We start from the raw sequence: 24,148 nt of genomic DNA on the forward strand, positions 1-24,148 counted from the left end.
ACACAAAATATTTAACATTACCAAAACAATAAAAAAATACAACTACTATTTAAACTCAATGCAAATAGAAAACTCGTTTTTATTTGCTCGAGCCTAAAAAAATATATGAAGTTTTGAAAGAACAATAACCAAAAGCCCTAAATTTATAGATTTCTAAACGGGTAAATTTAAGACATTCCATCATATTTAAAAATATAATGGATAATTCGAGCTAACTGATTTTTTTATGCAAAAAACATTACTAATTCCCCCTTAATTCTAATTTCAAAATTTATTAATTATTCTTAGTGACTCAATTATAGCAAAAAATTTTTTTAAACCAAACATTTTTTTTTTTTTTCTTTTTGCAAACGGTCAACTTTAAAATAATAAAAAGCCCCTCTGGCTGAAACTCAAAGGGGCTTTTTATCTAAAAACCCACAAATTCGTGGGTTTTTAGCTTCAAATTTTAAAGAAAAAGTTATGAATTAAGGTATTTTGAAAAATCAACTTTTTCAAGGATGGCGATTATTTCTTCTTTTGATGTAGCTTTAATAATTTTGTCAATATTATCAACATCTTCAAAAGCGGCAACTATTTGGGGCAGGGCAACTGCGGTGTGAATATCAGCACTTGTTGCTCCAAGAGTTATTAAAATTTGAACAGGACGGCTGTCTTGGTCAAAATAAAAAGGCTTATCAAAAACCACAAGTGAAAAACAATCTTTAAATACGTCTTTTCCAGCTTCGGCATGAGGCATTGCCAAAAAAGGGGCTAATATATAATAAGGTCCGTGCTCGATTGTTGAGTTGATTATTGACTCGACATAATTTGGGCTTATTAAGTTTTTTTCAATCAGCGGCTGACATGAGAGTGCGATTGCTTCTTGCCAAGTTTGGGCTTTTTGATTAATTAAAATTGAATCATTTTCAATTAAATTTGTGAGTAAATTAACTGACATAAGATTTTCTCCTAAATCAAAAAAGGATAAATCTAAACAAGTTGCTCAAGAACTGGACTTAGTGCAGTTTTAATTTCATTTTCGTCCATTAAATTAGTTACACCAACAATTTTAGCTTTTTGGTTTGGATTAAATTCACTAACAAGATGTTTTGAGGCGATAATTATATCTACTGAATTTGTTAGTCCTTTTGACTGACCCATTGAAAGGGCCTCAACAGAAGCTTCAACCCCTAATTCCTTTACTATTTTTTGAACTTTCAACTTGATTATCATTGAAGTTCCCATTCCATTTCCACATGCAGCGACAATTTTTAATGACATAATTACTCCTTTTTTTAGTACAAACAGACAAACAAAAATAATTTTTAATACTATTTTAAAATTATATAACAATTTTGCAAAAAGCAAATAAAAAAATCTCGGTTTTTGCAAGAACCGAGATTTTTTGTACTAAAAGTATAAAAATGTCAAAAACTAAATAATTAGGCTGTTTTTTCAACTAAATCAACATTGACTTTCAGTAATTTTTGCAGTCATGTTTTTTTAGTTTGTTTTGTTGAGTCAACTCCTTGGGCTAAAAGAATTAGACCAATAATTCCAACAAAAACAGTAATTCATCCTAAAACATAGTGGAATTGACCGATAATTAGGCTTAGTCCGAAGAAGAGGTTTCAGTCACCCATTCCTAAAAATCCGGTTGTAACTGGATTTTGACCTTGCGGAATTCCAACATCGCCGATATTTTGCACCAGTTTTAGACCAAATGAAATTACAATAATTTCAAAAAATCCAATAATTGCCGGAACAATAAAGGCAGCTTTTCAACCTCCAGATGCATTAGCATAAACTCCCATTGCTCCTGAGTTGAAAAATAGTGTAATAAAGAGTGGAATTGCAACTAGAGAATAATTATTTCCTGGAATTGCAGCAAGTCCAACTGCGACAAATACGGCCAAAAATTGCCCTAGAACCCCACCAAGGAATCCGTAAGTAACAGCATTAATTGAGTATCCATAAGTAGCGGCAATGTCAATAGCAACAACAGCACCAGGAATTACTTTTTCGGAAATCCCGTGGAATGACTGTTGTAATTCAGTAACAAACATTCTAACACCAGTTATAATTGCAATTAAGGCAGCAATTATTCTGAGTGTTCCACCTAAAATTAGGAACACGAAGTTTGCGCCTTGGAATGTACTATTATTTCAAGCACTACCGATTTTCGCTGCTTGCCCAGCAAAGCCACTGTAAGTAGAATTAAGAGTATTTTCTATACCGTGGTAGCCAATAATTATAGCAAATAAAACTGCAAAAAGAAGTAAAATAATTATTGTTTGTGTGAAAATGTTATCTTCAAAAATTTTGAGTGATTCAGGAAGTTTACGATTTTCAGCACTGTGCTCTTTGTTTCCAAAAAAGCGACCCATTTTGTAGCTAGTAAATAAAGTAAGCATTTGTTGGTGGCCAACAGCAAAACCAGCATTTTGGGTAACAAGGTTAGTTATTTTTAAGGTAGCTACTGACGAAGTTGCCCAGTAAATTCCTAAAAATAAACCTGAAATAAGTACAAGTCCGACTTGAGATCCAGCAGAAATTGCCCCATCGTCAAGTAGCGGAATTGAACGGAATAAAATTACATATAAAAGTGCGGTAACAACTGTTGATTGCTGGAGCATAATATGTCCGGTAATCACAATTGAATTTGTGTTAGTGAACCTTTTTGCTAAAACCATTAAAATATTAACAATAAAAGCAGCAATGAATGTGAATGATGCTAAGGTAAGAAAGTTATTTGCTTGTCCAAAGCTTGTTTGAAGAAAATTCTCAGCAGAAGTTCAGCCCAAATAAGGATCAAGCGGAACAACACCACCGGATTTAATAGCTCCAATTGCGTCAAAAACTGGACGAGCCAGACCAACTAGCCCACCTGCTCCAATTGACAAAAGGAAAATTCCAATAGCGGTCTTTAGAGCTCCAAGAAATGCATCGCGACCACCACGGCCTAAAACAAGATAACCAACAAAAACCAAAGACCCAAGCAAAAGTGCATTTTGTCTTAAATAGTTATCAAGATAAACCACTCGAACAAGGAAAACAAGAGCAGTTGAAAAACTCTCGCCATTGTGTCCCATTCGAACACCGAGGGTGATCCCGATAATTAAAAGGTTAACAAACAAGAAAATAAGTAGGCCAAAAAGTAATTTATTATTTTTTTTACTAAGCGACATTTTATTTCCTTTCTTAAAATTTTTTTTAAAAATTTAAACTAACAAAATAGTTTTGTTAGAATTTAAAATCGCTAGATTTTAAAGGTTTTTTTGAGTTCTAATACGTACTCAGGAAGAATTGACGGATCAAATTTTCGCGGCTGATCAAAGGTCAATATTTCGGCTGGATTGTTAATCAAAATATCATCGATTGCTTCTTGACTAACACCAACTTGTCTTAAAAGTGGAATAAACCGATCAAAAAGATAAGCAAATCCATGGCTCACCTTCCCTTTTAGCATTCCGTAGTTTTTCTGATATAAAACCCGGCCTGCATCAAGTGATAAAGTAATATGCTTTTGGAGTCCAAGATCAACTAGATATTTAATGTTTTCGGCTAAGGTTGCATCAGTATAATACTTAACACGATCAGGGCCATCAAAACACAAAGTCACACCTAATTCCTTGATTATTTTTGCATAATAATATTTATCAGGATTTTTATTTAAGTGTGAAAGTTGAATTTTACGCGGATTAGCGCCAAAATCAATTAAATATTTAGCAGCCTCATAAGCCATTGTTCCTAGTTGGGTGTGAACCAAAATTGGCGCACCGGTTTCAATTGAGGCTCTTGCGGCAACTTCCAGTGATTTTAACTCAAGGCGGTCAATAGCCCCATAACCTGTTCCGGCTTTAATTATTCCTGCTTTTGCCTTTGAACGTTTAACAACTGGGCCAGAATAATTATACTCATCCATTCCTTGGGTTATTTCGGCAACAACCATTTTGGTAATTTCATCAGTTGGAACAAGCGCGAGTCAAGAAGCACCTTTGTCATAAAAAGCGGCCTTGTGGAAACCGGTGGACATAATAATATGAACTTTACCAGCTAATTCCTGGGCGATTTCGAGCATGCGATAAACATCTCTACCAACATTTGGCGGGTCCATTGTCACCAATGTTTTCCCGCCACGAGCTGCAAATTCGAGCGATTCGGCAATTGCAGCTTCGTTTGAAAGCATCACAAAATCAGGGTGTTCATGAGCTTCAGGACCATAATTTTTAATTAAATGGTCATGACAGTCAACGACCCCTAATTCTGAGGGACAAATATCTCCTAAAACAGTTCTAGAAAATTTTTCCGTATTTTGCATTAAAAATTTTTTTTCCTTTCTTTAGTTTTAAAGTCAACACTTAACAAATAAAATTTGTTTTTAAAATATATTTTTTATTATACCACTTTTTTGAGCGAATGTGAAAAAAGCAAAACAAAAAATGTTTTGCGATTATAAACAACTATATTAAGCTTCGTTAAGCTTCTTTGAAAATATAAAATCCGTATTATTTTAACAAAAAAAATAAAAAATAAAAACTAAAAATTTTTGGAATTTTTCTGAACTTACCAGTTTGATGGAAAAATTCACTTTTTATTGAGTATAAAAACACAAAAATACCCGTAAATCCGTGTTTTTTGACACTAAAACCTTAATCTTTATTATTTAAAATTACCCTTTTGCAAAAAAAAAAAAAAATGCTTGGTTCAAGAAAAAATTATGTTATAATAACTCTCACTTAAGAATAATTAATAAATGAATATTAGAATTAAGGAGGAATTACTTATGTTTTTTGCCATACTAAAATCAGATAGTGCGGATTATCCATTATATTTTTAAATATGATGGAATGCCTTAAATTTACCCGTTTAGAAATCTAAAATTTATGGCTTTTAATTATTGTTCTTTCAAAACTTCATATATTTTTTTAGGCTCAGTTTAAATAAAAACGAGTTTTCTATTTGCATTGAGTTTAAATAGCAGTTGTATTTTTTTATGATTTTGCCAGTGTTTTAAAGTAGGTAATTAACTTTTGCCAAAAAAGTTAAAAAGCTAAAAACCGGACAATTTTTTTAAGATTACCTCACCAAACTGAGAAACTCGGGAAAATATATAAAATGCGTATTATTTTAAGAAAAAAATAAAAACTAAAAATTTTGCGAATTTTTAGTTTTTACAAACAGCAGAATTTATATTTTTTTTTTAAAATTACCGCTAATTTAAGTTTTTATTGATTAATTAATGTTAGTAATTTTTCAGGAGTTTCGGCTTTACTATTTTCGAATTTTGTTGATTCAATTAGTGAATCTGTAATTGTTGCCGAAATTTTTGCTTCTTTAAAATTACCATTATCACTTAGAATTTTAACTTTGGATGCATCTTCTTTAAAAGCATTAAGCATTGATTCCATTGAAATTATAACTGATCTGAGATTTGCCATTTTTTCATACAAACTTCAGTCGATTTTTTTGGCATCTTCGCCAACTAGTTCAATACTTTTCTTGTTATTAGATTCAAATTCAACAATTTTATCATAGTATTCTTTATATTTTTTCTTTACTTGTTCCAATTTTTCTTGAGTTACAACCGCTTTTGTAGGAAGAAAATAACCAGTATTTTCCATTAAATAATCAGCATTATCGACCATTGTTCCGGGTTTGTCAATATCATTTTGACCAGTAAAGAGTCATTCTAAAAATTTAATTGCTGCTTTATTAATTTTTTCTGTGTCAGTTTTAATTGGGATTAGGGATGATCCACCTGAGTTATAGACAAAAAAATGAGAATCTTTGCGTGACTTTAATGGTTGGTTTGTTGTGAATACGTCATTAAATGTTGCAAAACCTTTGGCAAGTTCAGAGTTGCTTTTTGCGAATAAGCTACGGGTTGTTGCTGTGTCAATTGATTGCTTAATCCCAACTCCAGGAACATAGCCAAAAACGGTACGATATTGAAGAATATCATGACTTCCTCATTCACCAATGTTGTCTTTTTTCTTAAAGTTTTTAAACTGAAATGCTTGCAAAATCTTGGTTTTTTGACCTACTTTTTGTTCGATTTTTTTGTTAGTTTTTGTAAATTTTTCGTAAGTTTTTTTAAATTCATCTTGCAAGGATGTATCTGTCGCAATATTAAAAGTTAAATCTTTACCTTTTGCTTCTCAGAATTTTTTACCTGATTTTGAAATAATATTTTTGTGGAAAACTAGACCTGAATAGTCAATATCAAAAATAGACGCATTTTCTGTATTTTCATCAATTTTTGCATCAGCTTTTAATTTTACACCATCAATAAATTTAGTTGAAAACTCAAGTGCTTCTTCAATATTTGAAAAAGTATCATAATTTACGTTCAAATCTTTGAAAATTTCGGCAGATTTTACTTCAAGATTGCTAAAAAAACTGTTTTCAGGAGTCGAGTTTCCTTTTTGAGCTGATTCTTGTGCTTTTTTGTAAATTTCGGCTGACTCATCAACTTTTCCGCCACCTTTTTTTACTAAGTCAAAAATAATCCGTAAATTATCAAGGTTAAATCCAAGTGCATCAACATCATTTACGTTAAAAGGAATGTTATAAAACTTATTTTCGCCAAAATTAAATGAATTGTATTTTCCTACAATTTGATCAGTGAATATTCCTGGCTTCAATTTATCACTTGTTATTTCTAAAAGTCGATTACGTTCTTGTAAAACACTCGCAGTTGAAGAATCCCCTAAAACAATTGATGGAAGTTGATCTGAATTTGTGTCCAGTAATTTTTTAATGTTTTCGGTTGTTTGTTGTTGAGTTACTGCTTTTGACTCATCACTCAAAACAAGTCTAACTGGCGCAAAATCAGGATCATCTTTAAACTTTTGGTTGTAATAAGGGATTAATCCTTTTTGATTTTTACCATAAACATTAAGTCCAAAAATTAATGGTCAAAAAGGACCTTGACTTGTTGTCATAACAACTTGAGTTTTTGGATCAATTGTATTCTCGCTTACTCCACAAGCACTCGCAATTAAGAAAAGACTTGGTGAGGTAAGTAACAAAGGTTTAAAAAATTTTTTAAAATTCATATATTTCTCACTTTTTCTAATTTTATGAAATTTTTTTCAGAAATATCAATAATTAAATATTAGTTATTTATAATTTTAATAAAAATAACTATACAACATTTACAAAAAAATTTTGAAAAAAAGGTAAAATTTTTTAATATGAATCACTTAACAATTGCTATAAGTATTAAAAACCTTATATTTTCGTATGATAAAAAGGCTTTTCTTAAAATTAATGACCTCGAAATACCAGCAAATAATATTATTACAATTTTAGGACCCTCAGGTGCAGGAAAGTCCACTTTCCTTAATATTTTAGCGGGTTTTTTACCAGTAAAGACAGGTATTGAATACCATGAAAAATTCAAAAACTTTGGCTATATAATGCAGAAAAACAACTTATATGAAGAAATTTCGGTAAAGAAAAATCTTTGGATTAGTGCTAAAAATTCGCCTGAATGAACCTCAAAAGTGTGAAAATTGAGCTGGGAAAATTTCAAAAAAGATAAAAATAGTCAAGATTTTAGCGACTCTCTCGGAAATTTGCTTTCAAACAAATCTACTTTAGGCGTACAAAAGGTTATAAAAAAATTCAAATTTTACTTTTATATATTGAAAAATATAAAATTTTATATTTTTTTCCTAAAATTTAGAAAAAAATATTTCGAAAAAGAAGTCCTAAATGTGTTAAAAGCCTTAGAAATTGACGACATTTTTTTAAAAAAAGCCAAAAATATTAGTGGGGGTCAGCAACAGCGCGTGGCTTTTGCCAAATCAATTATAAAAGGGGATAATTTAGTTTTAATGGATGAACCTTTTTCATCACTTGATGCAAAAATTAAGGAATCAACTATTAAATTATTACTTAAAATCAAACAAGAATTTAACATGACAATCGTTTTAGTAACTCACGACCAAACTGATGCAATGAAAATTAGTGACAAAATTATTCTTTTAAATAAAGGGGAAATTTTGCAATATTCTAATCCAGAAGAACTTTTTGAAAATCCCCAGTCTATTTTTGCCGCTAAATTTATTGGAATGCCAGAAATCAATTTTATTGAAAAACAAGGAGAAATTGAATATTATATCCGCTCTAAATACATTAAAATTTCAAGCACATCTGAACCAACCAATGGAAAAGTTTTCTATAAAAAAAATATTGCAGATAATTTTTATTACCAAATTCATGATACTGAAAAAAATATCGACCTTGAAATTATAAGTCCTATTGATATTCAAGGTGAAAATGTAAAAATAGAATATAATAAAGATAAAATTTTTGCTTTTGACAAAGGCGGAAATCGTGTTAATAGTTAATAAAGAGTCCGTAAAAACAGTTCTTTTTCACAAAAATACAAAAGCAATCTTACTTATAGGACCACTATTTATTTTTCTTTTTATTTTTTCAGTCTACCCAATTCTGGATTCATTATTTAACTCTTTTAATGTCGGATCTGGCCAAAACAAACATTTAGGATTTGACAATTTTAGAGAATTATTTGCAAAATCAAATTTTAATGACGCCCTAAGAAACAGCACTTTACTATTTTTTATTAGCTCACCGATTGCACTTTTTCTAGGATTTATTATTGCAATTTTGCTCTCAAAACTTAAGAGTAAATTTCTTAGAATGTTAATAATAACTGGACTTTATTCCCAGTTTTTTATTTCATCTTTTGCAATCGGGACAGCTTTTTCTTTCCTTTTTGGTCAAAAAAATGTCTTTGCAAAAATGCTCAATCTAAATTTTTCATTTGTCGGCGGAGACAATAAAATTGATTTAATTTGACTATATTTAATTTATCAACTCTGAAGGGCAATCCCTTTTAATTCAGTGCTTTTTTTCTTTGCAATTTCGAGCATTCACACAAAATATCAAAAAAATTTACAAATTGACAGAATTAACCTAAAAGATAAGATTTTTAACCTTTATTTTAAGGAAATTGGTAATCAATTTTTAGTCATTGCCTACACAAACTTCATTTTTGCAACAATGCTATACCCAAATGTTATTACAGGCGACATAAATTTGGATCTAAATAGAGGCCACACTCTTGCATCATATATTTTATCTTCAAGCGATAATTCAGGACTCCAATCTGCCGTGAGTTTAATGACTTTCTTTTATCTTATAGCAGTTTTTTCAACTTTTATTATTTTTAGACCAAAAACATGGAAAAAAATGTTAAAACTTATTAAAAATAAAAGGGGTAAAAATGTCATTAAAATTTAATTTAAATAGTTTTTTTCTACAATTTTTGCTATTTTCCTTTTTAATAATAGTACTTATTTTTTTCTTGTTTCCTTTATATTATTTAATTGTAAATGCTTCGCTGCCTAATGAATTGCAAGATAATCCTAATTTGACTTTGAAAATAGGCTCAAATTTACTTGAGAACTTTAAAAATTCTATTAATGATAATTTTTGAATTGGAATTACCACTTCAATTTTAGTAATTATGCTCATTAATTTTTTTAGAATTCTCCTGTATTCACTAGCATCTTTTGGACTTTGAATGGCAAAAAAAAGACTGAAATTAACGTTTATTTCTCTTTTTGTAGCAATTTCTTTTATTCCGGAAATTAGCACTTATATTCCCCTTGCAAGAATTCTAAACAGCAATCAATTAGTAACAAATTCGCCAGTTTTTGCACTGACAGTTAACCAAATTTTTTCCTTTTTTAACTTTTTTTACCTTTATAAAAGTATTAACAAAATTGATAAAAAGCAACTTTTACTTGCAAGAATTGACAATTTATCACTGTTTTCAAAGATTAAATTGATAATTTTTCCAAAAATAAAAATTTCCTATTATTTATTAATTATTTTTACAACAATTCAAGCTTGAAACGACTTTTTATGACCAAATTACATTTTTTCAAACCGCTCATACCAGACAATTTCAACTTGATTTCAGTATTCAGGTCAAAGTAGCCTTGGATTTTTGCAAAACATTCAAGCAGCAGGCTCACTTTTTACAATAATTGTTCCGTTATTTTCTTATATAATTTTTTCCAAATTTATTAATAATGCAACGGCAAACAATATTAAATAATTTTGAAAAATGCAAAAAATTATCACAAAAGAAGCTGTTTTTGAATTAGAAATCAAAAAATCTAAATTTATTTCTTATAGTTTTCTAGTAGAATCAAAGGAACACTCAGAAGCGGTACTAACAAAAATTCAACAAGAAAATAAACATGCAAGTCATATTGTTTATGCAGTTTGTTTTGATTTATATAATTGTAAATTCAGTGATGCAAACGAGCCAAAAGGTTCAGCAGGATGACAAATTTTTAACATTTTAAGAACAAAAAAAATTACTAATTCATTAATTATTGTTGTCAGATATATGTACGGGGCCAAATTAGGGCTAGGTCTGTTACAAAATAGTTACAAAAAAGCGGCAATTGAAGTCTTAAATCTTAGTTTGGTTGATGATTTTAAAATTTCTTATCACTATTTGTGCGAAGTTGACTTGGAAAAAATGAACTGGGTACTTCAATTAATAAAGAAAAATGGCTGTACAGTCCAAAAAAAGGAATTTGGGCTAAAATTAAAAATTGAATTTAAGTGTCCTTTAAAATTAGAAGAAAATTTTGAACTTAACCTTAAGGAAATTATAAAATAATTTGTTAAAAAAATTATTTTCTGAGTTTGACAGTTTGATGGCTAAAATTCACTTTTTAGTGAATATAAATATGCAAAAATACCGCTAAATCCGGGTTTTTTGACCTAAAATTTTAATTTTTATTATTTTAAAATTAACCATTTGCAAAAAAAAAAAAAAATGTTTGGTCTAAGAAAAAAATATGTTATAATAACCTTCACTAAGAATAAATTAATAAATTTTTAATATTGAATTAAGGGGGAATTAGTTATGTTTTTTGCATGATAAAATCAGAAAATGCGAATTATCCATTATATTTTTAAATATGATGGAATGCCTTAAATTTAACCGTTTAGAAATCTATAAATTTAGGGCTTTTAGTTATTGTTCTTTCAAAACTTCACATTTTGTTTTTAGGCTCAATGTAAGTAAAAACGAGTTTTCTATTTGCATTGAGTTTAAATAGTAGTTGTATTTTTTTATGATTTTTGTTGTTTTATCCATAAATTGATTTTTGTCAGTGTTTTAACTAAAAAAGCTAGTTTAAATATTTCATATTTTGCTTTTTAAGTTAAAAAAGCACGGAAAACCAGACAGTTTTTAGGATTATCTCATCAAACTGGGAAAGTCGTGGAAAAAAAGAATTTGTACTAAAATTAAAAATTGAATTCAGCCATCCTTTAAAATTAGAAGAAAATTTTGAGCTAAATCTTAAAGAAATAGTAAAATAATTTGGTTGAAAAAATTTTTTTATATTAAAATATACACAATATTAAAAAAGCTATCTAGGTGCAAAGATGATTCAAATTCGTAACATCACAAAAAGACTCGGAACAAAAATAATTTTAAATAACATTAGTTTTGATATTCCAACTAATAAATTAACGTTCATTTCTGGTCAATCTGGTGTTGGAAAAACGACGCTTTTGCATATTATTGCCAAAATTGCCAAAGCTGACAGCGGGCAAATTTCCTTTTTTGATAAAAATCAACAAGTTTTAAAAAACCCAAATGTTGACATTTTTTTTCAAGATGTCAATCTTATTGAAAATATTTCAGCTATTGACAATGTTCGAATTGGGACAAGTATTTTGGGTTATAAATTTAAACAAGATGAATTTAGTAAAAATGCAAATTTTTTAAATCTTGACCAAAGTGTTTTTAAAACAAAAATGGAAAATCTCTCTGGTGGTGAAAAACAAAGAATCGCAATTCTTCGTTCTCTAAATCGGGGTTCAGAATTTATTTTGTTTGATGAGCCAACTGCCGCACTTGATAAAGAAAATGAGCAAATTATCTTTGAAAAAATTAAGCAAATGTCAAAAAATCACACAGTTGTGGTTATAAGCCATAATACTGAAATGATTCACAAATATGCTGATCAAATAATTTTTTTACAAAAAGACAAGCCACCAATTATTAAAATTAACGACACTAATATAATAGAAGACCAAAATTCTGAACAAACTAGCGAAACTAAACATAAAAAAGTTGCAAAAGTAGTTCAATATAAGAATAAATTAAATATTTCGCCGATTTTTGTTATTGCTGATATTAGCAAAAAATTAACGCTTAGTATTTTAATTATAATAGCTTTTTTAGCGGCCGTATTTTCGATTAGTTTTGCTTTTGAATTAAATCTTGGAACGGCAAAAGTCGAACGGCAGCAAAAATATACGCTCTCACTTGACAAAAACTTAATTGAAAAAAAATCAAATGCTGCTTTTAACCAGGATGAAATTAAAAAAATTAGTGAGCTTGAATCAATCAACGCGCTTGTTGCAAATAGGCCAACGACAAATATAAACTTGCACTATGAAAATCGAAAAATTAATCTTAGAGATGTTGATCAAGTTGAAATTAATAGCTTTTTCAAAAACAGAATTGAAAATGATCTTGTTAATTTTGAAGGAAAATTCATTGAAAATTCTCGGGAAATTATCCTTTCAAAATCAGCAATTGACATACTTAAAATTGAAAATCCAATAGGAAAAACAATTCATTTGGTTTATGATTCTAATAAAGAAATTGAGGAAAATCAAAATAAAATTGAACTAAAAATTGTCGGAATTAATAATGGAATTAAAAGTTCCGTTGCCAGATTAGATACTTTTAATTTAATTAGTTTTCCATCTTTTATTAGCACTCAATCAATTAAAGATCTTGAAAATTTAGTTAAGCAAAATACAGTTGAAGAAAACAAAGACCAAAACCCTCAACTTTTTAAGGAAATTAACTCCTATATTCCTAGTGAAAATGCCCAAAGCTCCGCGCTTGAACCATTCAAAATTCCGCTAAAAAACACAAAAGTTTTCCCGCAAAACAATCTAGAATTAATAACTGGAACATTTCCAAGAAAAGTCGATGAAATTCTACTTTCAACAACAGCAATTGATTCAAATGCTAAATATAAATTAAAAGTTGGCGATATAATTCAAACAAACTCACCTTTAAATCAAACATTTAATTTACTTGTTGTTGGAATTTTTGACTCGCCAGATTCAGAATTATATTATCACAAAGATGCCAAAGAATTTTATACCAGGTTCCAACCAGCCAATCTTACTGCTTATTTAACAACAACTGACGAACAAAACAACCTTGATTTAGAGGCAAAAAATGCTAAATTTGACCTTAGAATTACTCCACCTTCAAGCTTAATTCGGGTAATAACTAGCCAATCTTTAGCGATTATTTCGATAGTTAACAAAGTTACTTTTGCAGTGTTTATAATTTTTGTTATTATATTAATTTCGTTCATTTTAGTTTATGCCAAAACAATTTCTGAATCAAAACAGAGAATGATTGGAATTCTAAAATCGCTTGGTGGTTCGACTTTATTAACACTTTTTTATCATACTTTAAATATTGTTTTGATATCGATTGTTGTTCTAATTTTAAGTTTTGTAATCATTTTCCCGTCAATGGAATCGATTCATATTTTAATAGTTGGCAATGATTTTCCTGCCGCTTCTCAAGAAAATTTAGCCCTGATTTTATTATCCTCTTGAGCCGGACTTTCAGCTGCTTTTATTCTAATTTATGTTTTAATGTCGTTAATTACTTACAAAAAGACCACTCAACAGTTATTAAAATAAAAATGAAAGGTGTAAATGCCTTTCATTTTTTATTTCTTTAATCCTGAGTTTATCAATTTGATGGCAAAAATTCACTTTTTAGCGAATATAAAAATGCAAAAATACCGGTAAATAAACTAGGACAAAGAAAAGTAACACTAAGGTGTTGGCTTTTTTTGTCCGATTTTAGGAGGAGGCTAACACCAAAAGTGTTAGCTTTTTTAAATTTTCAAATTCAACAAAAAGGAGAATACTAATGTCAAGACACTTTAAAAAGGACGAGTTTGATATGATTTATAAAATTTACAATGAATTTGGATTAAAACAAACAATAAATTATATAAATGATATTTCGCCAGATACAAATTTTATAACCAGAAGTCAACTACTTCGAAGAATCAAAAAAATTATTAGATATTATAATAATGGTATGCAAGACCAATTATTAGATAAAAAGGGTGCAAGGAGAAAGCCAGGGAGTGGCAAACCTAAAAAACAAATTGAACCCGATTGAAACGAATTTACAAAAGAAGAATTAATAGAAATAGCTAAGAGATATTACGAAACCAACAAAGATAAATCAAAATCAGGAAAACTTAGTGAAGCCAAAACACTAAATATTCCCTACAGCAAATCTGCAAAAATTTTTAATGTATGCAGACAATCAGTGGCAAAATCTAAAACTAGAGTTATAAAAGTAAAGGAGCACAAAAATGACGCAATAATTAAAAAATCCTTTCTTGACAACAAAGGTAGATATGGTCGCCTAAGGTTGAGTGCTTATATTTCTATGAAATATAATATTGACATTCACCCTCGAACTCTTGGAAGACATTTAAAAAGATTGAATTTAGTATGCAAAATTAGAAAACGAAGAAGAAAGAGCGAAATTAAGAACACCAAATTCGCACTTCCGGATATTGTTAAACGCGACTACAATGATAAATTAAATAGAAATATTTTTGCTACTGATGTTACATATATAAAAGCTCCCAGAGATGTTAAGGAAAACCATGTATTTTTGTCTGTGATAATTGAGCATAAAACTAAAAAAATCAGAGATTTTAAATTATCACTAAGCAATGATCTTAATTTAGTTATGGATAATATAAAGACATTCAGGACTATAGATAAAGATTTTGTTATTCATTCAGACCATGGATTTCAATACACTTCAAAAGTCTATATTGACAAAATAAATAAAATGGGAGGAACTGTTTCGTTGTCTCGCATAGGAAATTCTTTGGATAATAGGGAGGCTGAATATTGATTTTCAATTATAAAAAGTGAATGCTTAAACGAGTTAAACTACAGTAAAATAACTTTTGAAGATCTGAAAAAAATAATTGCAGATTATATATTTTGATACAACAATTATAGAATTCAATCGATTTTAAATTGAAAAACACCACAGCAATATGCTATGATGTTATAATAATATTAAACTGTTAATTTTCTTTGCCCTAGTTTAAAATCCGGGTTTTTTGCGATAAAACCTAATCTTTATTATTTGAAAATTAACCTTTTGCAAAAAAAAAAAAAAAAATGCTTGGTCAAAAATAAAATTATGTTATAATAAACTTCACTTAAGAATAATTAATAAATTTGGATTTTAAAATTAAGGGGGAATTAATTATATTTTTTGCCATAAAAAAATCAGAAAATGCGAATTATCCATTATGTTTTTAGTCATGAATGGAATGCCTTAAATTTAACCGTTTAGAAATCTATAAATTTATGGCTTTTGATTATTGTTCTTTCAAAACTTCATATGTTTTTTTAGGCTCAATTTAAATAAAAATGAGTTTTCTATTTGCATTGAGTTTAAATAGTAGTTATATTTTTTTGATTTTTGTTGTTTTATCCATAAATTCATTTTGCCAGTGTTTTAAAATATGTAATTAACTTTTGCAAAAAAAGTTCAAAAAGCGCCCAAAACAGGAGACTTTTTTAAGATTATCTCATCAAACTGGGAAACCCGGGAAAATATTTAAAATCAGAATTATTTTAACAAAAAATAAAAAATAAAAACTAAAAATTTTGCGAATTTTTATTTTTTATAAACAGCAGAATTTTTACTTCTTTAAAATTCCGCGGGTGTGTTCATAATCTTGTGTTTTAAATTTTTATGGATTTTTCAAATAGAAATGTAATCTAATTTAATTTTACATTATTTAACCGATTAGGGAAAATAATTTCTAATTGTTTTTTAATCATGAATCAATTTCTTACCTTTTGTCATTTTGTAGATGCGTTTTGGAGAGTTAAATAAGTTATTTTTGAAAGGTAATTTACACTTTGAATTCCGCCTTTTGTTTTTGTATTTTTCCTAATTATTCTATTCATTGACTCAATTAAATTTGTCGTATAAATTGCTTGCCTCAATTCATATGGATATTTAAAAAATGTCGTTAGTTCAACGAAATTTGTATACCAAGACTTGATAATTGAAGGATATTTTTGGCCTCATTTTTCCGCAAATTTATCAAGATTTTGCATTGCAAATTCTTGATTAGCCGCTTGATAAATCTTTTTCATATCAAGGACAAACTCTTTTTTGTCTTTGTTAGAAACTTTTAAAAGCGAGTTTCTAATTTGGTGAACAACACATTTTTGAACATCTGTTTGCGGGAAAACCGCTTCAATTGCTTGACTAATTCCGCTTAGATTATCGCAAGAAATTATTAGAACATCTTCCAGCCCGCGAGTTTTTAGTTCGTTAAAAACATCAAGTCAATTACTTGCTGATTCGGTATTTTTAATCCAAAATCCCAGTGCTTTTTTATTTCCGTCCCAATCAATTGCAAGAATAAGATAAAGTGATTTTTTGACAAAAACACCGTTTTCTTTAACATTAAAAAACATCCCATCAATGTACAAAATTGGATAGGAATTCTCAATTTTTCGCGATTTTCACTTTTCAATTTCAGGCAATAATTTGTCAGTAACTGAAGAAATTCAGGCATTACTTATTTCTTTTTTATAGATACTTTTTATTGTGTTAACAATATTTTCATATGACATTCCTGATGCAAAAAGTGAAAACACTTGCTCTTCGATATCGCCTAAATTTGTTTCGTATTTACCGAGTAATTTGTTCTCAAAAGTGCCATTTCGATCTCTTGGTATTTTTAGACGAAAACTATTATGATTATAATTCACAGTTTTGTCCGAAAATCCGTTTCGCTTATTTGGCCTATGCACGCCTTTTTTGCTTCGGTTACTTTTTTCATAGCCTAAATGTTGGCTTAATTCCGCCCTTAAGAGCGCCTCAGTAAAAGTTTTAAACATATGCGAAATTTCGTTGTGAAAATCTTCTTTTTTTATTTTTTTATAATCAGCGTATTTGTCAACAAGTTTTTTAGCTTCTAACTCAAATGGGGATAATGTTTTTTGCTGTTTTTTCATATTTTGGTCCTTCATAATAAATTTTATCAAAATAAATTTACTTTAAAAACACAAAATATTTAACATTACCAATTCCGCTAATTTAAGTTTTATTGGTTAATTAATTTTAGTAATTTATCAGAACTTTCGGTTTTACTATTTTCAAATTTTGTTGATTCAATTAGTGAATCTATAATTGTTGCAGAAATTTTTGCTTGTTTAAAATTACCATTATCACTTAGAATTTTAACTTTGGATGAATCTTCTTTAAAAGCATTAAGCATTGATTCCATTGAAATTATAACTGATCTTAAGTTTGCCATTTTTTCATACAAACTTCAGTCGATTTTTTTGGCATCTTCGCCAACTAGCTCAATACTTTTTTTGTTTTTAGATTCAAAGTCAACAATTTTATCATAGTATTCTTGATATTTTTTCTTTACTTGTTCCAATTTTTCTGCAGTTACAACCGCTTTTGTAGGAAGGAAATAACCAGTATTTTCCATTAAATAATCAGCATTATCGACCATTATTCCGGGTTTGTCAATATCATTTTGGCCAGTAAAGAGTCATTCTAAAAATTTAATTGCTGCTTTATTAATTTTTTCTGTATCAGTTTTAATTGGAATTAATGATGATCCTCCTGAGTTATAAACAAAAAATGGAGAATTTTTGTGTGATTTTAACGGTTGATTTGTTGCAAAGACGTCATTAAATGTTGCAAAACCTTTGGCAAGTTCAGGTTTTTTAACCGCAAATAAATTACGGGTTGTTTGTGTGTCAATTGATTGCTTAATTCCAACTCCAGGATCGTACCCAAAAACGGCACGATATTGAAGAATATCATGACCTCCTCATTCACCAATACCTGTTCCTTTAAAGTTTTTAAACTGAAATGCTTGTAAAATTTTGGTTTGTTGACCTACTTTTTGTTTGATTTTTTTGTTAGTATTTGTAAATTTTTCGTAAGTTTTTTTAAATTCATCTTGTAAGGATGTATCTGTTGGAATATTAAAGGTTAAGTCCTCACCTTTTGGTTCTCAGAATTTTTTACCTGTTTTTGAAATAATGTTTTTGTGAAAACTTAGATCTGAATAGTCAATATGAAAAATAGAAGAATTTGGTGTATTTTCATCAAGTTTTGCATCTGCTTTTATTTTTACACCGTCAATAAATTTAGTTGAAAAGTCTAATGCTTCTTCAATATTTGAAAAAGTATCTTGATTTACGTTTAAATCTTTGAAAACATCCGCAGATTTTACTTCAAGATTACTAAAAAAACTGTTTTCAGGAGTCGAGTTTCCTTTTTGAGTTGATTCTTGTGCTTTTTTATAAAATTCGGTCGACTCATCCACTTTTCCGCCACCTTTTTTTACTAAATCTAAAATAATTCGTAAATTATCAAGATTAAATCTGAGTGAATCAACATCATTTATATTAAAAGGGATATTATAAAACTTATTTTCACCAAAATTAAATGAATTGTATTCTTTTACAATTTGATCTTTAAATAATCCTGGATTCAATTTATCGCTTTTTATTTCTAAGAGTCGATTATGTTCTTGTAAAACACTCGCTGTTGAAGAATCTCCTAAAACAATTGACGGAAGTTGATCTGAATTTGTGTCTAGTAATTTTTTAATATTTTCAGTTGTTTGTTTTTGAGTATTTGCTTTTGACTCATCACTCAAAACAAGTCTAACTGGCGCAAAATCAGGGTCATTTTTAAACTTTTGGTTGTAATAAGGGATTAATCCTTTTTCATTTTTACCATAAACATTAAGTCCAAAAATTAATGGTCAAAAAGGACCTTGACTTGTTGTCATAACAACTTGAGTTTTTGGATCAATTGTATTCTCACTAGGTGCGCAAGCGCTCGCAATTAAGAAAGGACTTGGTGAGAGAAGTAATAAAGGTTTGAAAAATTTTTTAAAATTCATATATTTCTCACTTTTTCTAATTTTATGAAATTTTTTTCAGAAATATTAATAATTAAATATTAGTTACTTATAATTTTAATAAAAATAACTATATAACATTTATAAAAAAATTTTTAAAAAAGGTAAATTTTTTTAGTATGAACCGCTTAACAATTGCTATTAGTATTAAAAAGCTAATATTTTCGAATGACAAAATGTTTTCTTAAAATTAATGACCTCGAAATACCAGCAAATAATATTATTACAATTTTGGGGGCATCAGGTGAAGGAAAGCCCACTTTTCTTAATATTTTAGGCAGTTTTTACCAGTAAAGACAGGTATTGAATACCATGAAAAATTCAAAAACTTTGGGTATATAATGCAAAAAAAAAAAAAAATGTTTGGTCTAAAATAAAATTATGTTATAATAAGTTTCACTAAGAATGTATTAATAAATTTTTGATATTGAATTAGGGAGGAATTAGTTATGTTTTTGCCATAAAAAATTAGAAAATGCGAATTTTCCATTATATTTTTAAATATAATGTGATGCCTTAAATTTACCCGTTTAGAAATCTATAAATTTAGGGCTTTTAATTATTGTTCTTTCAAAACTTCATATGTTTTTTTAGGTTCAATGCAAATAAAAACAAGTTTTCTATTTGCATTGAGTTTAAATAGTAGTTGTATTTTTTATGGTTTTTGTTATTTTGTCCATAAATTGATTTTTGCCAGTGTTTTAAAATTGTAATTAACTTTTGTCAAAAAAGTTAAAAAAATGCCAAAAACAGAGACTTTTTTGAAATTATCTCATCAAGCTGGGAAACTCGGGAAAAAAAGAATTTGGGCTATAATTGAAAATTGAATTTAAGTGTCCTTTAAAATTAGAAGAAATTTTTGAACTAAATTTTAAAGAAATAGTAAAATAATTTGGTTGAAAAAATTATTTTATATTAAAATATACACAATATTAATAAAGCTATCTAGGTGCAAAAATGATTCAAATTCGTAACATCACAAAACGACTCGGAACAAAAATAATTTTAGATAACATTAGCTTTTATATTCCAACTAATAAATTAACGTTCATTTCTGGTCAATCTGGTGTTGGAAAAACGACACTTTTGCATATTATTGCCAAGATTGCCAAAGCTGACAGCGGGCAAATTTCCTTTTTTGATAAAAATCAACAAGTTTTAAAAAACCCAAATGTTGACATTTTTTTTCAAGATGTCAATCTTATTGAAAATATTTCAGCTATCGACAACGTTCGAATTGGGACAAGTATTTTAGGTTATAAATTTAAGCAAGATGAATTTAGTAAAAATGCAAATTTTTTAAATCTTGACCAAAGTGTTTTTAAAACAAAAATGGAAAATCTCTCTGGTGGCGAGAAACAAAGAATCGCAATTCTTCGTTCTCTAAATCGGGGTTCAGAATTTATTTTGTTTGATGAACCAACTGCCGCCCTTGATAAAGAAAATGAACAAATTATTTTTGAAAAAATTAAGCAAATGTCAAAAAATCACACAGTTGTGGTTATAAGCCATAATACTGAAATGATTCACAAATATGCTGATCAAATAATTTTTTTACAAAAAGACAAGCCGCCAATTATTAAAATTAATGACACTAATATAATAGAAGACCAAAATTCTGAACAAACTAGCGAAACTAAACATAAAAAAGTTGCAAAAGTAGTTCAATATAAGAATAAATTAAATATTTCGCCAATTTTTGTTATTGCTGATATTAGTAAAAAATTAACGCTTAGTATTTTAATTATAATAGCTTTTTTAGCGGCCGTCTTTTCGATTAGTTTTGCTTTTGAATTAAATCTTGGAACGGCAAAAGTTGAACGGCAGCAAAAATATACGCTCTCACTTGACAAAAATTTAATTGAAAAAAAATCAAACGCTGCTTTTAACCAAGATGAAATTAAAAAAATTAGTGAGCTTGAATCAATCAACGCGCTTGTTGCAAATAGGCCAACGACAAATATAAACTTGCACTATGAAAATCGAAAAATTAATCTTAGAGATGTTGATCAAGTTGAAATTAATAGCTTTTTCAAAAACAGAATCGAAAATGATCTTGTTAATTTTGAAGGAAAATTCATTGAAAATGCTCGGGAAATTATCCTTTCAAAATCAGCAATTGACATACTTAAAATTGAAAATCCAATAGGAAAAACAATTCATTTAGTTTATGATTCTAATAAAGAAATTGAGGAAAATCAAAATAAAATTGAACTAAAAATTGTCGGAATTAATAATGGAATTAAAAGTTCCGTTGCTAGATTAGATACTTTTAATTTAATTAGTTTTCCATCTTTTATTAGCACTCAATCAATTAAAGATCTTGAAAATTTAGTTAAGCAAAATACAGTTGAAGAAAACAAAGAACAAAACCTTCAACTTTTTAAGGAAATTAACTCCTATATTCCTAGCGAAAATGCCCAAAGCTCCGCGCTTGAACCATTTAAAATTCCGCTAAAAAACACAAAAGTTTTCCCGCAAAACAATCTAAAATTAATAACCGGAACATTTCCAAGAAAAGTCGATGAAATTCTACTTTCAACAACAGCAATTGATTCAAATGCTAAATATAAATTAAAAGTTGGCGATATAATTCAAACAAACTCACCTTTAAATCAAACATTTAACTTACTTGTTGTTGGAATTTTTGACTCGCCAGATTCAGAATTATATTATCACCAAGATGCCAAAGAATTTTATACCAGCTTCCAACCAGCCAATCTTACTGCTTATTTAACAACAACTGACGAACAAAACAACCTTGATTTAGAGGCAAAAAATGCTAAATTTGACCTCAGAATTACTCCACCTTCAAGCTTAATTCGTGTGATAACTAGCCAATCTTTAGCGATTATTTCGATAGTTAATAAAGTTACTTTTGCGGTGTTTATAATTTTTGTTATTATATTAATTTCGTTCATTTTAGTTTATGCCAAAACAATTTCTGAATCAAAACAGAGAATGATTGGAATCCTAAAATCGCTTGGTGGTTCAACTTTACTAACACTTTTTTATCATACTTTAAATATTGTTTTGATATCGATCATTGTTCTAATTTTAAGTTTTGTAATTATTTTTCCGTCAATGGAATCAATTCATATTTTAATAGTTGGTAATGATTTTCCCGCCGCTTCTCAAGAAAATCTAGCCCTAATTTTATTATCGTCCTGAGCCGGACTTTCAGCTGCTTTTATTCTAATTTATGTTTTAATGTCGTTAATTACTTACAAAAAAACCACTCAACAGTTATTAAAATAAAAACGAAAGGTGTAATTGCCTTTCATTTTTATTTCTTTGACTTTTTAACGCCATAAATTGTTGAAATATCTTCTTGCCAGAACATAAATTTTCTTTTTTTGATAGATTACTAGACTTCTCCCAAGTTTCCAGTTTGATGGCAAAAATTCACTTTTAGGAATATAAATACACAAAAATACCCGTAAATTCGGGTTTTTTTACGCTAAAATCTTAATTTTTATTATTTTAAAATTAACCTTTGCAAATAAAAAAAAAATATTTGGTTTAAAATAAAATTATGTTATAATAAATCTCACTAAGAATGAATTAATAAATTTTGATATTGAATTAGGGAGGAATTAGTTATGTTTTTGCCATAAAAAATCAGAAAATGCGAATTTTCCATTATATTTTTAAATATAATGTGATGCCTTAAATTTACCCGTTTAGAAATCTATAAATTTAGGGCTTTTAATTATTGTTCTTTCAAAACTTCATATATTTTTTTAGGCTCAATGTAAGTAAAAACGAGTTTTCTATTTACATTGAGTTTAAATAGTAGTTGTATTTTTTTATGGTTTTTGTTGTTTTATCCATAAATTGATTTTTGCCAGTATTTTAAAATAGGTAATTAACTTTTGCCAAAAAAGTTAAAAACCGCCCAAAACTAAACTAGGACACTTTTTTAAGATTATCTTGTCAAACTGAGAAACTCGAGGTGTAATTGCCTTTCATTTTTATTTCTTTAACTTTTTAAGTCCATAAATCGTTGAAATATCTTCTTTTCAAAGCATAAATTTACTTTTTTTGGCAGATTCTTGGGCTTTTAAAATTTGGTCTATTAAACTTTTATATTCAGGATAATAATAAGTTTTTTTAGGGTTTTGATATTGGGCATAACGATGAATTGCAAGACCTTCGCTAACCATTTTGATATTAATTATCTCACGCTTTTCGTTTTTTAGAACAACAATAATCCGCTCATACGGATCATGGCCAACGACTTCAAATGAAATTCAGCGATTTAAAATTAGCTGTTCTAGACGTTTTTTGGCTATTAAACCGTGAAATTTCATAGTTTTTACGTTAATTAAACGATTTGGACGGCTAAGTTCAAGTTCGGGAGTGTCAATCCCGAAAATCCGAAAACGCATACCGTTTTTATCAGTAAAAGTGTCACCGTCATAAACACTTTTTATAAATGTTGTATAAGTTAGACCTTGTTTAATTCGTGAATTTTTAGAAAAAATAGGTAGTTTTTTTATTGGATTTAAACCATCAGTTGGAACTATTTTTTCTGAAATAATTTCTGAAAGATAATCATAACAACTTGTAAGCGAAAAAAGTGGCAAAAATCCTGGAACTAATAGTAATTTTTTAAAAATTTTTGCGCCTCCCTTTTTTGATCTCGTTCTTTTATGGCGTTTCTTTTATCAACCTTAGTTTTCCCTTTTGCAAGTGCAATTTCGATTTTGATTCTACGGTTTTTTAGACCAACAAAAAGTGGAATAATTGTTAATTTTTGTGTAACTTTTTCTTTAAAAATTTTTTTTAACTCATGTTTGTGCAATAAAAGTTTTCTTGAGCGATCAATTTGACCTCGGGATCCTTTATAAGCACTAATTGTAGCATTTGACAAATAAAGTTCTAAACCCTTAAAATAACAAAAAGAACCTACAAGCGATATATTTTTTGCCTGAACAGATTTAACTTCTCATCCTTCTAAGACAATCCCCGCTGTAAATTTGCTAATTATTTCATAGTCAAAATAAGCTCTTTTATTTTCAATTAAAATTTTCATTTTCGAACCTAAAAAATTATATAATTATATTCAAAATAATTTTATATAAAAA

At 28.4% G+C, this 24,148-nt stretch carries 16 protein-coding genes; 7 read left to right on the top strand and 9 right to left on the bottom strand.

The features are described from left to right. Nucleotides 1-460: 460 nt before the first annotated feature. The 5 genes from V3249_RS02955 to V3249_RS02975 form a co-directional block, all read right to left on the bottom strand. On the bottom strand, nucleotides 461-940 hold the full coding sequence (locus V3249_RS02955) for a PTS sugar transporter subunit IIA (protein ID WP_318088992.1): 480 nt from the start codon (nucleotides 938-940) through the stop codon (nucleotides 461-463). A 32-nt stretch (nucleotides 941-972) separates the two neighbouring features. Next, on the bottom strand, nucleotides 973-1,263 hold the full coding sequence (locus V3249_RS02960) for a PTS sugar transporter subunit IIB (protein ID WP_069099495.1): 291 nt from the start codon (nucleotides 1,261-1,263) through the stop codon (nucleotides 973-975). A gap of 161 nt (nucleotides 1,264-1,424) precedes the next feature. Beyond that, nucleotides 1,425-3,170 carry a PTS ascorbate transporter subunit IIC gene (locus V3249_RS02965; RefSeq protein WP_337897031.1) on the bottom strand — a complete coding sequence of 582 codons (1,746 nt, stop codon included), beginning with the start codon at nucleotides 3,168-3,170 and terminating at the stop codon, nucleotides 1,425-1,427. 71 nt (nucleotides 3,171-3,241) lie between these two features. Then, a complete protein-coding gene (locus V3249_RS02970; protein ID WP_337897030.1) occupies nucleotides 3,242-4,303 on the bottom strand; it encodes a phospho-furanose lactonase in 1,062 nt (353 codons plus the stop codon). 907 nt (nucleotides 4,304-5,210) lie between these two features. Continuing rightward, entirely contained in the window at nucleotides 5,211-7,043 is a 1,833-nt protein-coding gene (locus tag V3249_RS02975; protein WP_337897085.1) for a P68 family surface lipoprotein, read from the bottom strand. A gap of 138 nt (nucleotides 7,044-7,181) precedes the next feature. Here V3249_RS02975 and V3249_RS02980 point away from each other — a divergent pair, with 138 nt between their 5' ends. The 6 genes from V3249_RS02980 (at nucleotide 7,182) to V3249_RS03005 (ending at nucleotide 15,148) form a co-directional block, all read left to right on the top strand. Continuing rightward, nucleotides 7,182-8,342 carry an ABC transporter ATP-binding protein gene (locus V3249_RS02980; protein ID WP_069099491.1) on the top strand — a complete coding sequence of 387 codons (1,161 nt, stop codon included), beginning with the start codon at nucleotides 7,182-7,184 and terminating at the stop codon, nucleotides 8,340-8,342. Continuing rightward, complete coding sequence (locus V3249_RS02985) at nucleotides 8,329-9,258, top strand: sugar ABC transporter permease (protein WP_337897086.1); 930 nt, start codon at nucleotides 8,329-8,331, stop codon at nucleotides 9,256-9,258. The genes V3249_RS02980 and V3249_RS02985 overlap by 14 nt, the downstream gene beginning before the upstream one ends. After that, nucleotides 9,242-10,081, top strand: a complete 840-nt coding sequence (locus tag V3249_RS02990; protein ID WP_337897087.1) for a carbohydrate ABC transporter permease — start codon at nucleotides 9,242-9,244, stop codon at nucleotides 10,079-10,081. The genes V3249_RS02985 and V3249_RS02990 overlap by 17 nt, the downstream gene beginning before the upstream one ends. A 9-nt stretch (nucleotides 10,082-10,090) precedes the next feature. Continuing rightward, nucleotides 10,091-10,657, top strand: a complete 567-nt coding sequence (locus V3249_RS02995; RefSeq protein WP_333503603.1) for a YigZ family protein — start codon at nucleotides 10,091-10,093, stop codon at nucleotides 10,655-10,657. 776 nt (nucleotides 10,658-11,433) lie between these two features. Beyond that, nucleotides 11,434-13,734, top strand: a complete 2,301-nt coding sequence (locus V3249_RS03000; protein ID WP_337902701.1) for an ABC transporter ATP-binding protein — start codon at nucleotides 11,434-11,436, stop codon at nucleotides 13,732-13,734. A gap of 235 nt (nucleotides 13,735-13,969) precedes the next feature. Then, nucleotides 13,970-15,148 (top strand): IS3 family transposase, encoded by a 1,179-nt coding sequence (locus V3249_RS03005; RefSeq protein ID WP_341517480.1) that lies wholly within the window; start codon nucleotides 13,970-13,972, stop codon nucleotides 15,146-15,148. A 719-nt stretch (nucleotides 15,149-15,867) separates the two neighbouring features. Here the strand turns inward: V3249_RS03005 and V3249_RS03010 are convergent. Next, nucleotides 15,868-17,121 carry an IS256 family transposase gene (locus V3249_RS03010; RefSeq protein WP_341517461.1) on the bottom strand — a complete coding sequence of 418 codons (1,254 nt, stop codon included), beginning with the start codon at nucleotides 17,119-17,121 and terminating at the stop codon, nucleotides 15,868-15,870. A gap of 89 nt (nucleotides 17,122-17,210) precedes the next feature. After that, on the bottom strand, nucleotides 17,211-19,040 hold the full coding sequence (locus V3249_RS03015) for a P68 family surface lipoprotein (RefSeq protein WP_337899234.1): 1,830 nt from the start codon (nucleotides 19,038-19,040) through the stop codon (nucleotides 17,211-17,213). A gap of 975 nt (nucleotides 19,041-20,015) precedes the next feature. Between V3249_RS03015 and V3249_RS03020 the strand changes: the two genes are divergently transcribed. Further along, the gene (locus V3249_RS03020; protein WP_341517481.1) at nucleotides 20,016-22,316 is read left to right on the top strand and encodes an ABC transporter ATP-binding protein; all 2,301 of its coding nucleotides are present in this window, start codon (nucleotides 20,016-20,018) and stop codon (nucleotides 22,314-22,316) included. 716 nt (nucleotides 22,317-23,032) lie between these two features. On the opposite strand, the gene V3249_RS03025 is transcribed toward V3249_RS03020, so the two are convergent. Next, the gene (locus V3249_RS03025) at nucleotides 23,033-23,647 is read right to left on the bottom strand and encodes a thermonuclease family protein (protein ID WP_081311141.1); all 615 of its coding nucleotides are present in this window, start codon (nucleotides 23,645-23,647) and stop codon (nucleotides 23,033-23,035) included. An 11-nt stretch (nucleotides 23,648-23,658) separates the two neighbouring features. Further along, a complete protein-coding gene (gene smpB / locus V3249_RS03030) occupies nucleotides 23,659-24,096 on the bottom strand; it encodes an SsrA-binding protein SmpB (protein WP_303466459.1) in 438 nt (145 codons plus the stop codon). Between the last annotated feature and the right edge of the window lie 52 nt (nucleotides 24,097-24,148).

It is taken from the genome of Mesomycoplasma ovipneumoniae, from assembly GCF_038095995.1.
Taxonomy (GTDB): Bacteria; Bacillota_I; Bacilli_A; order Mycoplasmatales; family Metamycoplasmataceae; genus Mesomycoplasma; species Mesomycoplasma ovipneumoniae_F.